General features: G+C 74.3%; 11 protein-coding genes. 5 read left to right on the top strand and 6 right to left on the bottom strand.

What is annotated here, in order from left to right:
• Positions 1 to 160 precede the first annotated feature (160 nt).
• Both EF879_RS21300 and EF879_RS21295 read right to left on the bottom strand, forming a co-directional pair.
• Positions 161 to 799 carry a response regulator transcription factor gene (locus EF879_RS21300; protein WP_123561393.1) on the bottom strand — a complete coding sequence of 213 codons (639 nt, stop codon included), beginning with the start codon at positions 797 to 799 and terminating at the stop codon, positions 161 to 163.
• The gene (locus tag EF879_RS21295; protein WP_123561391.1) at positions 796 to 1,995 is read right to left on the bottom strand and encodes a sensor histidine kinase; all 1,200 of its coding nucleotides are present in this window, start codon (positions 1,993 to 1,995) and stop codon (positions 796 to 798) included. The genes EF879_RS21300 and EF879_RS21295 overlap by 4 nt, the downstream gene beginning before the upstream one ends.
• A gap of 148 nt (positions 1,996 to 2,143) precedes the next feature.
• Between EF879_RS21295 and EF879_RS21290 the strand changes: the two genes are divergently transcribed.
• Positions 2,144 to 2,911: an ABC transporter ATP-binding protein gene (locus EF879_RS21290; RefSeq protein WP_123561389.1), complete on the top strand. Its 768-nt coding sequence runs from the start codon at positions 2,144 to 2,146 to the stop codon at positions 2,909 to 2,911.
• Positions 2,908 to 5,472 (top strand): FtsX-like permease family protein, encoded by a 2,565-nt coding sequence (locus tag EF879_RS21285; RefSeq protein ID WP_123561387.1) that lies wholly within the window; start codon positions 2,908 to 2,910, stop codon positions 5,470 to 5,472. The genes EF879_RS21290 and EF879_RS21285 overlap by 4 nt, the downstream gene beginning before the upstream one ends.
• Positions 5,473 to 5,580: 108 nt before the next feature.
• Here the strand turns inward: EF879_RS21285 and EF879_RS21280 are convergent, their stop codons facing one another.
• Entirely contained in the window at positions 5,581 to 6,222 is a 642-nt protein-coding gene (locus EF879_RS21280; RefSeq protein WP_123561385.1) for a response regulator transcription factor, read from the bottom strand.
• Positions 6,174 to 7,472, bottom strand: coding sequence for a sensor histidine kinase (locus EF879_RS21275; protein WP_123561383.1), 1,299 nt, complete (start codon positions 7,470 to 7,472; stop codon positions 6,174 to 6,176). The genes EF879_RS21280 and EF879_RS21275 overlap by 49 nt, the downstream gene beginning before the upstream one ends.
• A gap of 189 nt (positions 7,473 to 7,661) precedes the next feature.
• On the opposite strand from EF879_RS21275, the gene EF879_RS21270 reads away from it, so the two are divergent.
• Entirely contained in the window at positions 7,662 to 9,782 is a 2,121-nt protein-coding gene (locus EF879_RS21270) for an MMPL family transporter (RefSeq protein ID WP_123561381.1), read from the top strand.
• 107 nt (positions 9,783 to 9,889) lie between these two features.
• Positions 9,890 to 10,732, top strand: coding sequence for an NAD-dependent deacylase (locus EF879_RS21265; RefSeq protein WP_123561379.1), 843 nt, complete (start codon positions 9,890 to 9,892; stop codon positions 10,730 to 10,732).
• A gap of 606 nt (positions 10,733 to 11,338) precedes the next feature.
• On the opposite strand, the gene EF879_RS21260 is transcribed toward EF879_RS21265, so the two are convergent.
• Both EF879_RS21260 and EF879_RS27040 read right to left on the bottom strand, forming a co-directional pair.
• Positions 11,339 to 11,752, bottom strand: coding sequence for a hypothetical protein (locus tag EF879_RS21260; protein ID WP_123561377.1), 414 nt, complete (start codon positions 11,750 to 11,752; stop codon positions 11,339 to 11,341).
• 42 nt (positions 11,753 to 11,794) lie between these two features.
• Positions 11,795 to 12,121, bottom strand: a complete 327-nt coding sequence (locus EF879_RS27040; RefSeq protein WP_148086514.1) for a hypothetical protein — start codon at positions 12,119 to 12,121, stop codon at positions 11,795 to 11,797.
• Between the two features lie 484 nt (positions 12,122 to 12,605).
• On the opposite strand from EF879_RS27040, the gene EF879_RS21250 reads away from it, so the two are divergent.
• Positions 12,606 to 13,139, top strand: coding sequence for a hypothetical protein (locus tag EF879_RS21250; RefSeq protein WP_148086513.1), 534 nt, complete (start codon positions 12,606 to 12,608; stop codon positions 13,137 to 13,139).
• Positions 13,140 to 13,162 lie beyond the last annotated feature (23 nt).

The raw sequence follows: 13,162 nt of genomic DNA, 5'->3' as shown, positions 1-13,162 counted from the left end.
TCGGCCGTCGGGGCCCGGTGGGAGGTCGCCCGGACCACGCGGGCACCGGTTGTCCCGACGACCCGCCGCCCGGCACCGGCGCCCGGGTCCGCCGATGCCGCGGCACCGGGCCGCGTCGTGGATACGGACCGGGTGATCCGGGGCACCAAACGGGCGGCGCTCAGTCGACGAGCCGGCGTTCCCAGGCCCAGGCGGCGATCTCCACGCGGTTTCGGGCGCCGAGCTTCGTCTGCACACTCGCGAGATGCGTCTTCACCGTGCCGACGGCGATGAAGAGCCGCTCGGCGATCTCGGCGTTGGTCAGGCCCCGGGCGACCAGCCGGACCACCTCGAGTTCCCGGGGCGACAGACCCGCGTCGTCGTGGGCCGGGACGGGCGTGCTGAGGTGCGCGAGCAGCCGTACCGTGATCGAGGGGCTGATCAGGGCGTCGCCGGAGACGGCCGCGCGGACCGCCTCCACCAGCAGCGCCGGGCCGGAGTCCTTGAGCAGAAATCCGCAGGCACCGTTGCGCAGGGCGGTGTGCACGTACTCGTCCAGGTCGAAGGTGGTCACCACGACCACCTTCAGCGGGTCGGCGACGCCCGGCCCCGCGAGCAGCCGAAGCGCCTCGAGCCCGTCCAGGCGGGGCATCCGGATGTCGAGCAGCGCCACGTCGGGGCGCAGTCGCCGGCTCAGCTCCACGGCGGTGACGCCGTCCGCCGCCTCGCCAACGACCTCCATGTCCGGCTGCGCGCCGATGATCATGCCGAAGCCGGTCCGCACCATCGCCTGGTCGTCGGCGATCAACACCCGGATCACCAGGCAACCTCCCGGTTCAGTGGTAGGGCGGCGTCGACCCGCCAGCCTCCGCCGATGGCGGGCCCGGCCGAGATCGTCCCACCCACGGCCCGGACCCGCTCGGCCAGCCCGATCAGGCCGTACCCGTGCCCACGGGCGGGTGGGGTGCGCGGGGTGGCGCCGTCGTCGGTCACCCGGACCAGCAGCCAGTCCGGGGTACGCCGGACCAGCACGTCGACGACGCGGGCGTCGGGCGCGTGCTGGCGGGCGTTGGTCAGCGCCTCCATCACCACCCGGTATGCCGAGGTGGAGACCTCGACCGGCAACCCCTCCAGTTCTCCGTCGACGTGCAGCCGGGCCTGGGTGGCCGTCGCGCCGCTGTTGAAGCCCGCCACGAGGGACCAGAGGTCGGCCGCCCCGGCGACCGGCGCCAGGGGCGCGTCGGGATCGGCGTCCGGGTTACGCAGGACCCCGACCATCCGCCGCATCGAGGCCATCGTCTCCGCCCCCGCCCGCTCGATCTGCTCCAGGGCGACCAGTACCCGCTGTGGATCCTGTTCGGCGACGATGCGCGCCCCCTGGGCCTGCACCACGATCCCGGTCACGTGGTGGGCGATGAAGTCGTGCAGGTCCCGGGCGAACTCGGCGCGCTGCTCGGCCCGGACCGCCGCGACGGCCCGCTCGCGTCCGGCGGCCAGCAGCCGCAGGTACGTCCCGGCGGCGGCGGCGCCCGCCCCGCCGAGCGCCTGGATCAGCCCGATGATGACCAGCCCGTCGGTGGTGCCGACCCGCAACGGGAGAACGGCGACGGCGAGCCCGGTGATCCCGACCGCCGCCGGTGCCCATCGGGGCGCGGCACGACGCGCCACCACGAAGATCACCCCGAGCAGCCCGAGTGCCTCGGCAAGCCCCCAGCTGCCGCCGCCCATGCCGTCGAAGTCGATCAGCCGCATCCCGGCCGTGACGGTCAGGGACGCCGCGGCAAGCAGGATCGCCGCCTGCGGCAGCCGCCGGGAGCCCTGCCGGTGGATGGGAAGGCAGACCAGCGCGGTCGCCACCGCCAGTCCCACCCGTACGACGAACAGTGCCAGCGCGGGCAGGCCCATTCCCTGGACCAGGCCGACCCGGAGGTCGAAGAGGCCGACCAGCGCCATCATCGCCAGCGCGGCCAGCTGAGCGAGCCGCAGCCACCAGCGCCGAAGTCCCTCCGTCATCATCGTGACCCAGCGTAGCCAGACGGCCGGCAGCGCCAGATCAGCCGAAAGACAGATCCCGTGGCGCGTGATCCTCCCTGCCGACGGATGTGCCGGCGGGCCCGGCCCGACGAGGCTTCCGACGGTCAGCGAAGCCATCGCAGGAGGATTCATGAGAACGTACGAACGGCTCGCCGAACGGGAGCCGCACACCGCCGCCGTCGCCGCGGTCGACCTGGTCAAGGTCTACGGCACCGGCGACACCGCGGTACGTGCCCTGGACGGGGTGACCGTCTGTTTCGACCGCGCACAGTTCACCGCGATCATGGGTCCCTCCGGGTCGGGCAAGTCCACGCTGATGCACTGCCTCGCCGGGCTGGAGACCGCCACCGCCGGCCAGGTGCTGCTCGGCGGCACCGACCTCACCCGCCAGTCCGACCGGGTGCTCACCAGGGTCCGCCGCGAGCGGATCGGCTTCGTGTTCCAGGCGTTCAACCTGCTGCCGCAGCTCACCGCCGCGCAGAACATCACGCTTCCGCTCGACCTGGCCGGACGGCGGCCGGAGCGGCGACTCCTCGACCACCTGGTCGAGGTCCTGGGGCTCGGCGACCGGTTGCACCACCGCCCCAGCGAACTCTCCGGCGGCCAACAGCAGCGGGTGGCGCTCGCCCGGGCGCTGATCTCCCGCCCCGAGGTTGTCTTCGCCGACGAGCCAACCGGCAACCTCGACTCCCGCTCCGGGGCGGAGGTCCTCTCGTTCCTGCGCGACTCCGTCCGCGACCTGGGCCAGACCGTCGTGATGGTCACCCACGACCCGGTCGCCGCCGGGTACGCCGACCGGGCGGTGCTGCTCGCCGACGGCCGGATCGCCGGGGATCTCGACAAACCCGATCACACCTCGGTCACCGAGGCGCTGCACGGGCTGGCGGTCGGTCGATGAGGGCGCCGGTGCTCCGTACCCAGGTCGTCGCGGCGGTCCGCCGCCCCAGCCGGCTACTCCTCACCGGCCTGGCGATCATGGTCGCCGCGTTCGTCGTCTACGCCACGGTGCTGACCCGGCAGATCACCGAACGGACCGCGTACGACAACGTCACCACCATCCCCGCCTCGGCCGACCTCGTGGTCGGCGGCGGTGACCAACCGCCGACCAACGCCGCCACGCTGGCCCGGATCCGCGCCGTCCCCGGAGTCGCCGAGGCGGCGGGGCGGGGCAGCACCAGCCTGCGGATCGGCGACCTCTACCTGGAGGTACGGCGGGATCCGGGCAGCGGCCCGCTCGCCACCACCCGGCTGCTCCAGGGCAGCTACCCGGACGCGCCGGGCGAGGTGGCGATCACCCGCCGCACCGCCGAGCGGATGGGGCTCATCGTCGGCGCCAGCACCACCGCGGTCGTCGCCACCGACGCGCCCGCCCCGGCCTCGGTCCTCCTCACCGTCAGCGGCCTGGTGGAGGCGGGCACCGACGCCGGCCAGGACGCATACGCGCCGGAGGCGGTCGTGGCGGCCCTCGGCGGTCCCGACCGTGTGGAGCGCATCGACCTGCGCCTCGCACCCGGGGCGGACACCGACCAGGTCCGCCGGCGGATCGAACCGATTCTGGCCGCCACCGCTCCGGAACGGCCGTCCCTCTCCCTCGGCGTCGAGGCACGCGACCGGGAGGCCCGGGAGGCGATCGACCAGCTCGACAGTCTTTTCGCCCTGGTCGCGATGTTCGTCGCCATCGCGGTCGTCGCGGCGGCGCTGGTCGCCACCTCCACCTTCCGGATCGTCTTCGCCCAGCGGATGCGGCAGCTCGCCCTGCTGCGCCTGATCGGCGCCGGCCGGGGCGCGCTGCTTCGGGCGCTGGCCGCGGAGGGTGCCCTCACCGGCCTGGTCGCCGGGGTGGTCGGGGTCACCGCGGCGCTCGCCGTCGGACACGGCGTCCCGCCGGTGCTGCGGAGCGCCGGGCTGGAGGTGTCGTCGCCCGGGACGCCGCTGGGCATCGCCGTCGCGGTGGTGCTCGGGGCGGTCCTGGTCACCGTGCTCGCGGTCCTGGCGCCCGCGTTCTCCGCCGCCCGGGTCGTACCGCTGGAGGCGCTGCGGGTGGCCGGCACCACCCCCGGCCGGCGCGGCATCGCCACCCCGCGGCTGGTGTCCGGCCTGGGGCTGCTCGCCGGTGCGGCGCTGCTCGCGTACGTGGTCATCACCCGCCTGCCCGAGCCGGAGCAGCAGCAGTACCGGATGGGACAGGTGCTGCTGCTCCTCGTCGGGTCCGGCGCGCTGGCGTTCTTCGCCCTGGTGGCCCTCGGGCCGGTACTGGTCCGACCGGTACTGGCGGTGGTCGGCTGGCCGGTGCGCCGGTTCGGCCCGATCGGACGGCTCGCGGTCGGGGGCATCGGCGGCGCGCCGCGGCGGGCGGCGGCGGTCTCCGTGGTCGTCGCGCTCGGCGTGACCCTGATCACCGGGGTACTGGTCGGCGGCGACTCGGTGCGGGTGGTCAGCGACCGGGAACTGGCGCTGCGGGCCCCGGCGGACCTCGAGCTGTCGGCCGAGGACGGGAAAACGCTGCCGCCCGGCCTCGTGGAGCGGGTCCGGTCCCACTCCGCGCTCACCCGGGTCACCCCCTATCGGCGGCTCGCGGGACTGACCCTGGCGCGCGGAGGTCCGGACGCCGTCCGACTCGACGACGAGGCATCCGCGCTGCTGACGACCGATCTAGACCTGCGGGCGCTGCCGACGACGCGACACCTGGACGTGGCAGACGGTTCCCTCGCGGACCTCGGGCCCGGCCGCGTGGTGCTGGCGGAACAGACCGCCCGGGACACCGGACTCCGGGTCGGCGACACGGTCGCCCTCCGCTACGGCGAGCGGGAGACGGAGGTACGGGTCGCGGCGATCCTGCCCGACGCCGCTCCGCTGGCCACCCGACTGGTCGCCGACCGTGGTGACCTGGATCGGCTCGGTGTCCCCTCCGGGTACTCCGGCCTGCTGGCCGACGCGGCCCGGCCCGGGGAGCAGGGCCGCACCGCGGCGGTACGGGCACTGCGGCAGGCGCTCGACGGCACCGCGGGGGTCGGCCTGGCCGTCCACGCCGACGAGCGGGACGAGGCGAACCGGCTCCTAGACGCCCTGATCGGGATCGCGATCGGCCTGGTCGGGCTCACCGTGATCATCGCGGTGGTCGGCGTCGGCACCACCACCGCGCTGTCGGTGGTCGAGCGGGTCCGCGAATCCGGGCTGCTCCGCGCGATCGGCCTCTCCCGGTCCGGCCTCGGCCTCATGCTCACCACCGAAGCCGCACTGTACGGCCTGATCGGCGCCACCCTCGGCCTCGTGCTCGGCATCCCGTACGCCTGGCTGGCGGTCAAGGCGCTCCGCCTCGCCGCGCCGCTGACCCTGCCGGTCCTCCCCCTGCTCGGGGTCTTCGCGGCGCTCATCGCGTTGACCGCCCTCGCCGGGGTGCTGCCGGCGCGACGGGCGGCCCGGGTCACGCCGGTGGCGGCACTGGGCACCGACGGCTGACGCCGCAGCGGGTGCCGGCGCCGCGTCCCCAGGGCGGCGCCGGCACCGCCGTGCGGGCGGCGGTGCCCGGCCGGGCGGACGGGGCGGCGCCGGTGCCCGCTCGGCCGCTCAGGCGTTCAGGTAGGCGAGGACGGCCAGCACCCGGCGATTGTCGTCCTCGGACGGAGGCAGGCCGAGCTTGCCGAAGATGTTGTTGATGTGCTTGCTCACGGCCTTCTCGGTGACGAAGAGCCGGTTCGCGATCGCGGCGTTGGACCGTCCCTCGGCCATCAACCCGAGCACCTCACGCTCGCGTGGGGTGAGCCGGTGCAGCGGCTTCGTCTCGCGCCGGACGAGGAGTTGGGCGACGACCTCGGGGTCCATCACCGTCCCGCCCGCCGCCACCCGGCGCACCGCGTCCACGAACTGTCCGACATCGCCGACCCGGTCCTTCAGCAGGTAACCGACCGCGCCGGCCCGGTCGGCCAGCAGCTCGCGGGCGTAGAGCTGCTCGACGTGCTGGGAGAGCACCAGGATCGGCAGGCCGGGAATCTGGGCCCGGGCCTGGATCGCCGCCTGCAGGCCCTCGTCGGTGAAGGTCGGTGGCAGTCGTACGTCGACCACGGCGACGTCCGGCCGGTGCGTGGTCAGCGCCGGCAGCAGCGCCGGTCCATTGTCGACGGTGGCGACCACCTCGAAGTCGAACGCCTGGAGCAGCCGGGTCAGCCCGTCCCTGAGGAGGGCGAGGTCCTCGGCGATGACAACTCGCACGGCAGCTCCATTGTCACGGTCGTACCTCCGCCCGGCGGGCTGGTCACGGACACCGTGCCGTCGAAGGCGGCGAGCCGTCGCTCGATTCCGCGCAGCCCCGTCCCGGCACTCGGGTCGGCGCCGCCCACCCCGTCGTCGGCGACGACCATCGTAAGCCGCCCCCGGTCGTGCCGGAGGCGGACCCAGGCGTGCCGGGCGCGACTGTGCTTGGTGAGGTTGGCCACCGACTCGGCCACCGCGAAGTAGGCCGCCGACTCGACCGGCGCCGGCGGCCGGCCCGGCAGGTCCACATCGACCTCGACGGGAATGGGCAGCGCCACCGCGAGGGCCCGGACCGCGCCGTCGAGGCCCCGCTCGGCGAGCACCGGCGGATGGATCCCGCGCACCAGATCGCGCAGTTCGCCCAGGGCCCGTGCGCTGGTTTCCCGGGCCTCCGCGAGCAGCTTCTGCGCGGCTTCCGGGTCCCGGGTCATCAGCTGCTCGGCCAGCCCGATGCTCATGCGCAGGGCCACCAGCCGGGCCTGGGCGCCGTCGTGCAGGTCCCGTTCGATCCGGCGCAGCTCGGCGGCCTGGGCGTCCACCGTCTCCGCTCGGCTCTCGGTGAGCTGCTGGACCCGTTGCCGCAGCGCCGCACCCCGGGTGGGGCCGAGCAGCGCGCGGACAACGCACGCCTGCAACCACCGGACGTGGTCGCCGACCAGCAGCCCGAGCAGCGCGATCAGTGCTCCCTGCGGCACTGTCAGCAGCGCGTCGAACGCGCCGTCGATCGGCCAGATGACGCCGTAGCCGTACCAGGCGCCGAGCCGCCAGAGCAGCAGCGGCACGCCGACGACCCCCTCCACCCCGTAGAGGAGCAGGGCCGACGGCAGCACGCCGAGCACCAGGTTGACCGGCATCGCGAGCAGCAGCCAGAGCAGGTCCCGCCAGGTGGCGGGGTCGGTGACCACCCAGCCGTAGCGTCTCCACACCCCGGCCCCGGCCGGCAGCGGCCGATAGGGTGCCGGCACCTCGACTCCGGTCCACGCGCCGGCCAGTCGCCGGTTCAGGTCTGCCAGCCTTCGTACGGCGGCGGTCACCGCCGGGACGGCGTACAGCCCGACGCCGAGCACGGTGCACACCAGGGCCACCACCGACAGCACGAACAGCGTGACGTGTGCGGTCGCCGCGAGCAGGGCCAGCAGCAGCCCCTGCCCGGCGTACCGCAGCCGGGGGCGAACCCACGAGCGGAGCACATCGAGGCCGGGGTCCATGCGCTCATTCTGCGGGCCCACCGAGGCATGGGCAGTGGTGCTAGGCCCACCCCCGGTCCGGGACGTGCCACTCCTGCCACCGGTGCTGCCGCCGCGTTGGATCGAGGACGCGCATGACCGCGACAGCCACCGGGCCGAACCCGGGTTGATCCGCCTGCGGTCGCTTCGCATCCTTCAGGAGGAATTCGTATGTCCAGGCACGGTTTGGCCGGCGTACTGTCCGGTCGGCGCGCCGTGTACGCGGTGCTGGCCCTCTGGGTCGCCGTCGCGGCGCTGATGGGACCGCTCGCGCTCCGGCTCACCGAGGTGCAGAACAACGACAGTCTCGGGGCGTTGCCCGCCGGGGCCGAGACGAGCCGGGCCGCGGAGCGGGCCGCGGCCGCGTTCCCGGAGTCGGACGCCCTGATCGCCGTCGCGGTGTACGTCCGGGAGACCGGCCTGACCCCGGCGGACCGGGCGAAGGTCGACCGGGACCGGACGGCGTTCGCCCGGTACGCCGAGGGCGGCCGGGTGCCGCCGCCGATGCCGAGCGCGGACGGACGGGCCCTGCTGCTCAGCTTCCCGCTCGCCGGCACCGACGAGGAGCAGTCTGACGCGATCGGACCGGTGAAGGAGCGGTTGTCGTCGGGGGCGCCGGAGGGCTTGCAGACCGCGCTGACCGGCTCGGCCGGGGCCGACTCCGACCTCTTCGACGCCTTCGCCGGGATGGACCTCACCCTGCTGCTGGCCACGGTCGCCACGGTGACCCTGCTGCTGCTGATCACCTACCGGAGTCCGGTCCTCTGGCTGATCCCGTTGCTCACCGCCGGGGTGGCCGGTCAGCTCGCCAGCGCGGTGGTCTACCTGCTCGCCAGGTACGGCGGGCTCGTCGTCGACTTCCAGAGCCAGAACATCCTGACCGTGCTCGTCTTCGGCATCGGGGTGGACTACGCACTGCTGCTCGTGGCGCGCTACCGCGAGGAGCTGCGGCGGCACGCCGACCGGCACGCGGCGATGGCGGTGGCGCTGCGCCGGTGCCTGCCCGCGATGTGCGCGTCGGCGGCGACGGTGGCCGCCGGTCTACTCTGCCTGCTCGCCGCGGAGCTGCCGTCGACCCGTGGTCTCGGTCCGGTCTGCGCGGTCGGGGTCGCCGCCGCGCTGGTCGCGATGTCGACACTTCTCCCCGCCGTGCTGGTGATCTGCGGCCGGTGGCTGTTCTGGCCGTTCGTTCCGCGCTACTCCCCCGACCTCGCCGACCGGGACGTCACGGCGGACCACGGTGTCTGGGCACGGATCGCCCACGCCGTCGGGCGACGGCCCCGCGTCACCTGGGTCGGCACCGCGCTGGCGCTCGGCGTCCTGGCCCTCGGGATGACCACCCTCAGCGTCGGTCTGCCGGGCAACGAGTACTTCACCCGGGAGGTCGGCTCGGTCACCGGGCAGCGTCTGATCGCCGCGCACTACCCCGCCGGCACCACGGCTCCGGTCGAGATCCTGGCCGCCGCCGAGGCCGCCGGGCCGGTGGCGGACGCGACCCGGGCCGTGGAGGGCGTGGCGGCGGTCGCCGAGCCGGAGCGTTCGGCGGACGGCCGGTGGGTCCGGCTGCGGGCCACGCTGACGACCGACCCGACCGGTGACGCGGCGCTGGCGACGGTGAGCCGGATCCGTGCCGCGGTGCACGCGGTGCCCGGCGCGGACGCGCTGGTCGGTGGCGACACCGCCTACGAGCTGGACACCGCCGAGATCACCAACCGGGACCTCCGGGTGGTGATGCCGTTGATCCTGGCGGTCGTGCTGCTGATCCTGGTGGTGCTGCTGCGCGCGCTGGTCGCGCCGCTGCTGCTGATGGCGAGCGTGGTGCTGTCGTACCTGGCCGCGCTGGGTGGTGCGGGGCTGATCCTCGACCTGATGGGGCATCCCCGGCTCTGGGTCGGGCTGCCGCTACAGACCTTCCTGTTCCTCGTCGCGCTCGGCGTCGACTACACCATCTTCCTGATGACCCGGGCCCGGGAGGAGGCGGCGGCGCTCGGCCACGCCCCGGGCGTACTCCGCGCCCTCACGGTCACCGGCGGCGTGATCACCAGCGCCGGTGTCGTCCTGGCGGCCACCTTCGGCGCGCTCTGCGTCCTGCCGCTGGTCCCGTCGGTGCAGACCGGCGTCATCGTCGCGGTGGGGGTGCTGATCGACACGTTCCTCGTCCGCAGCCTGTTGGTTCCGGCCCTGGCCCTGCACCTCGGCCGGGCCACCTGGTGGCCAGGCCGGCTCTTCCGACGTGCCCCGGCGCCCGCGGTAGCGAACGCGGTGCCGAGCATGAGTGATCGGATGCGGTGACGGCATCCCCCGACACGGTCGGCGGGACCCCGAACCTCGAACGGGTCCGGGGTCCCGCGCGGCCCGGGCCGGGACCGGATGTTGACGGCGGTGGCAGGATCTCTCGGATGGAGAGTGTTCTGCCGCCCGAAGCCGCCGTGCTGCTCCGGCAGGCTCGTCGGATCGTCGTCTTCACCGGTGCGGGTATCTCGGCCGAGAGCGGCGTACCGACATTCCGGGACGATCTCACCGGGCTGTGGGCCCGCTTCGACGCCCAGCAGCTCGCCACCCCGGAGGCGTTCGAGGCCGATCCGGAGCTCGTCTGGGGCTGGTACGAGTGGCGGCGTGCCCGGGTGCGCCGGGCGCAGCCCAACCCGGGACACCTGGCCACGGCCGCCATCGAGGCCATGGTCCCCGGGACGGTGGTGATCACCCAGAACGTCGACGACCTGCACGAGCGGGCCGGATCCCCGGCCCCGGTCCACCTGCACGGCAGTCTCTTCGCACCCCGCTGCGCCGCGGAGGCCGCCCACCCGGCAACCCTCACCGATCTCGACGATGACACCGAACCGGAGGAGGGACGCCGGCTGCCGCCGCCGCGCTGCCGGGACTGCGGCGCGCTCGTCCGGCCCGGCGTGGTGTGGTTCGGGGAGGCGCTGCCCGAGGCTGCCCTGGCCGCGGCGGTCGACGCCGCCACCGCCTGTGACCTGCTGCTGGTCGTCGGCACCTCCGGCGTCGTGTACCCGGCCGCCACGATCCCCCGGGTCGCGGCGCGCTCCGGCGCGGCCGTGATCCAGGTCAATCCGGAACCCACGCCGCTCGACCAGGACTGCACCCTCAACCTACGCGGATCCGCCGCCCAGGTCCTCCCCGCCCTGGTCGAGGCTGCCTGGGGCGCCCGACGGCCCGACCCCGGTCCCACCGCCCGAGCGGAAGCGGTCTGCCAGACGGGCACCACCGACCCCACCTGACGGCGAATGAGGACGCTGCTGTCGGCCGGCGGGCGAGCCCGCGCCACGGCGCTGACCACGCCCGTCGGCCGGTACGCCCCCGACCCGTCGCGGTCCGGGGCACGTGCGCGAACCGGCGGGGAGCGGCCGGCCGGGACGGCCGCTCCCCGCGGTCACCGCAACGCCGCCTCGATCTCGGCGACGTGCCCGTCGACCAGGTCCAGCGCGCCGGGTGACGGCCAGGGTCTGCTCGGTGCCGCCCGCCTCGTCGTACGGAAGCTCCTCGTCGACGAGCACCACCTCGCCCTGCTCGTAGACGGTCAGGTCGGCGATCCGGGTGTCGCCCATGAAGAGCAGCTCGACGAGGACGCCATCGGCGTCCCGTGCCGCGGTGCCCCGGTTCAGCTCCACCCAGCTCCCGTACTCGACCGCCGACCGGACGTGGTCGTGGCGCACCCGGACCGTCAGGTCGGGAACGGTGGCCCGGAGCCGCCCGGCGAACCGGTCGGCCCACTCCTCGACCAGCCGCGCGACCGCCTCCCACACCTGGTCACCGGCTCCGTCAGTCAGCGGGCTGCCCGCCGAGCGTGATGTTGCCATACCTGTCCACCTTTATCTTTCGCGGTGTCACGGCGCCGCGGAGCACGGACGTGTACGGGTGTTCGTCGTCGCCGTCCCGGCTGTCCATCCACTCATCCATCTGCTCCGGATCGGGAGGGTGCCCCTCGCCGTACTGATCGGTGTAGACGAGCTGGAAGCCGACCCGGAGCAGGTGACCTCCTTCTCCCGTACCGTGCCGTCGGCGGCGAACGTGGTGTTCACCCGCGCGGTGCCGGCCAGCGGATCGGCGTCCGGAACCGGCTTGCCGGTCGAGTCGGGGTAGACAACTTCCTTCCGGCCGCCGGACGCGGTGCGGTCGCCGTCCATGCCGCGGAAGAACAGCGACTCGATCACACTGGTGACGCCGTCGGGATCGCCCTTGTGGATACGGACCCGGTCGTATCCGCGCCACTGCGACCAGGTCTTGCGGTTCTCCGCCACCAGGCCGTCGGCGTCGCCGAACCGCCACGCCGGCGTGCCCGGTTACTCGATCCGGGTCACCGTCGGCGGCAGGCCGGTGGTGCGGTCCGCCTCGGTCACCTGGGTGACCACGTACTTGTTGAACCAGTCCTCGCGTTCGGCGGCCTGCCCGTCCGGCGTCCACCGCGCCGGGTGGCAGCGCTTGGTGTTCGAGTCGGGTGCCGGAAGGTTGCCGACGACGCACTCCTTCGGCGAGTACTCCGACCCGACCGGTGGCGGCCACCCCGTCCGTACGCCGGACCCGCAGCAGCAGCCGGTCCTGCTGCCGCGGCAACAGCTCGATCCGGACCCGGCCGGGGGCCGCCGTACCCGCGTCGTCGCGGGGCGCACCGACCGCGACCGGCAGGCCACCGGCCTTCGTCCGCGCGGTGCGCACGGCGCTCCGGGCGGCCTCCTTCCGCCCTGCGCCATCGGGCTCCAGTGTGACCTCGGCCGCTCCCGGCTTCGGCCACGAGACCGTCGGGATGGTACGCAGTGCGCGCTGCTCGACGATGCCCGGCTCCGCGTCCGGTACCCGCACCGGGCGGGCCGGCACCGACGGTTCCCGGGCTAATGAGAGGTCGTCCCCGGGGGCGGCGACCGCCGACTCCGGCACCCCGCCGAGGATCGAGACCGCCATGACGACTGCCGATGCCAGCCCGAGCGGGCGGCGCCGCACGAGGTACACGGATGCCTCCTGGCTTTACCGACCGGCACCGATACGTCGACGCACATCGATGTCGGTCGCGCGCACAGATGTCGCACAGGTCGGTGGCGGCCGGCGCCGCACCGGTGCGCTACGGTGACGCGGCGGAGCAGGAGGACGAGGCAGACCATGGACAGCGGCGGAGCCGCCGGCCGAGCAATCGGCGTCGCGGGACGCGCGGGCGTGGCGCTGGTCCTGGCGTCCGCCCTGGTCCTGGGGGCCTGCGGCGCCGACGACGGTGGGACCGGTCCCGCCACGCGCCAGGGCGCGTCGGGCACGACGACACCGCCGCCCAGCCCGGCCACGGCGTCACCCGGTCCGGACGCCAACCCCCTCCGGCCCCTGGCCGGACGGTGGACGTACCAGGGCGACTTCCCCTCGGACGTGGCCTCGCTGACCGTGCAGCCGGACGGCTCGACGGTGTACGTCGCCGAGGGCGACCCGTTGACCTACCGCGGGCGGCTGGAGCCGCTGGTCGACGGTGGGACCGGAGCCCCGGCGCACCGCTACCGCCTGGTCCTCACCGGTACGGACGAGGTGGGTGTCGCCGGCGACGAGCAGCGCTCCGTCACGCTGCTGATCCACCTCGCGGACGACGGGCGGTCCCTCACCGTCGCGACCACGGCCGACGGGCCGGGCCGGACCTTCACCCGGAGCCGCTAGCCGACCCGCCCGATCGGCGGCCC

The sequence above is a fragment of the Micromonospora sp. HM5-17 genome (genome assembly GCF_003762835.1).
In the GTDB taxonomy this organism is placed as follows: Bacteria; Actinomycetota; Actinomycetes; order Mycobacteriales; family Micromonosporaceae; genus Plantactinospora.
This window is presented reverse-complemented; position numbering and strand designations above follow the sequence as displayed.

Excerpts from the sequence above, each read along its gene's own strand:
- EF879_RS21295 (WP_123561391.1), bottom strand. The coding sequence starts at position 1,995 with ATGATGACGGAGGGACTTCGGCGCTGGTGGCTGCGGCTCGCTCAGCTG.
- EF879_RS21290 (WP_123561389.1), top strand. The coding sequence starts at position 2,144 with ATGAGAACGTACGAACGGCTCGCCGAACGGGAGCCGCACACCGCCGCC.
- EF879_RS21285 (WP_123561387.1), top strand. The coding sequence starts at position 2,908 with ATGAGGGCGCCGGTGCTCCGTACCCAGGTCGTCGCGGCGGTCCGCCGC.
- EF879_RS21275 (WP_123561383.1), bottom strand. The coding sequence starts at position 7,472 with ATGGACCCCGGCCTCGATGTGCTCCGCTCGTGGGTTCGCCCCCGGCTG.
- EF879_RS21270 (WP_123561381.1), top strand. The coding sequence starts at position 7,662 with ATGTCCAGGCACGGTTTGGCCGGCGTACTGTCCGGTCGGCGCGCCGTG.
- EF879_RS21265 (WP_123561379.1), top strand. The coding sequence starts at position 9,890 with ATGGAGAGTGTTCTGCCGCCCGAAGCCGCCGTGCTGCTCCGGCAGGCT.
- EF879_RS21250 (WP_148086513.1), top strand. The coding sequence starts at position 12,606 with ATGGACAGCGGCGGAGCCGCCGGCCGAGCAATCGGCGTCGCGGGACGC.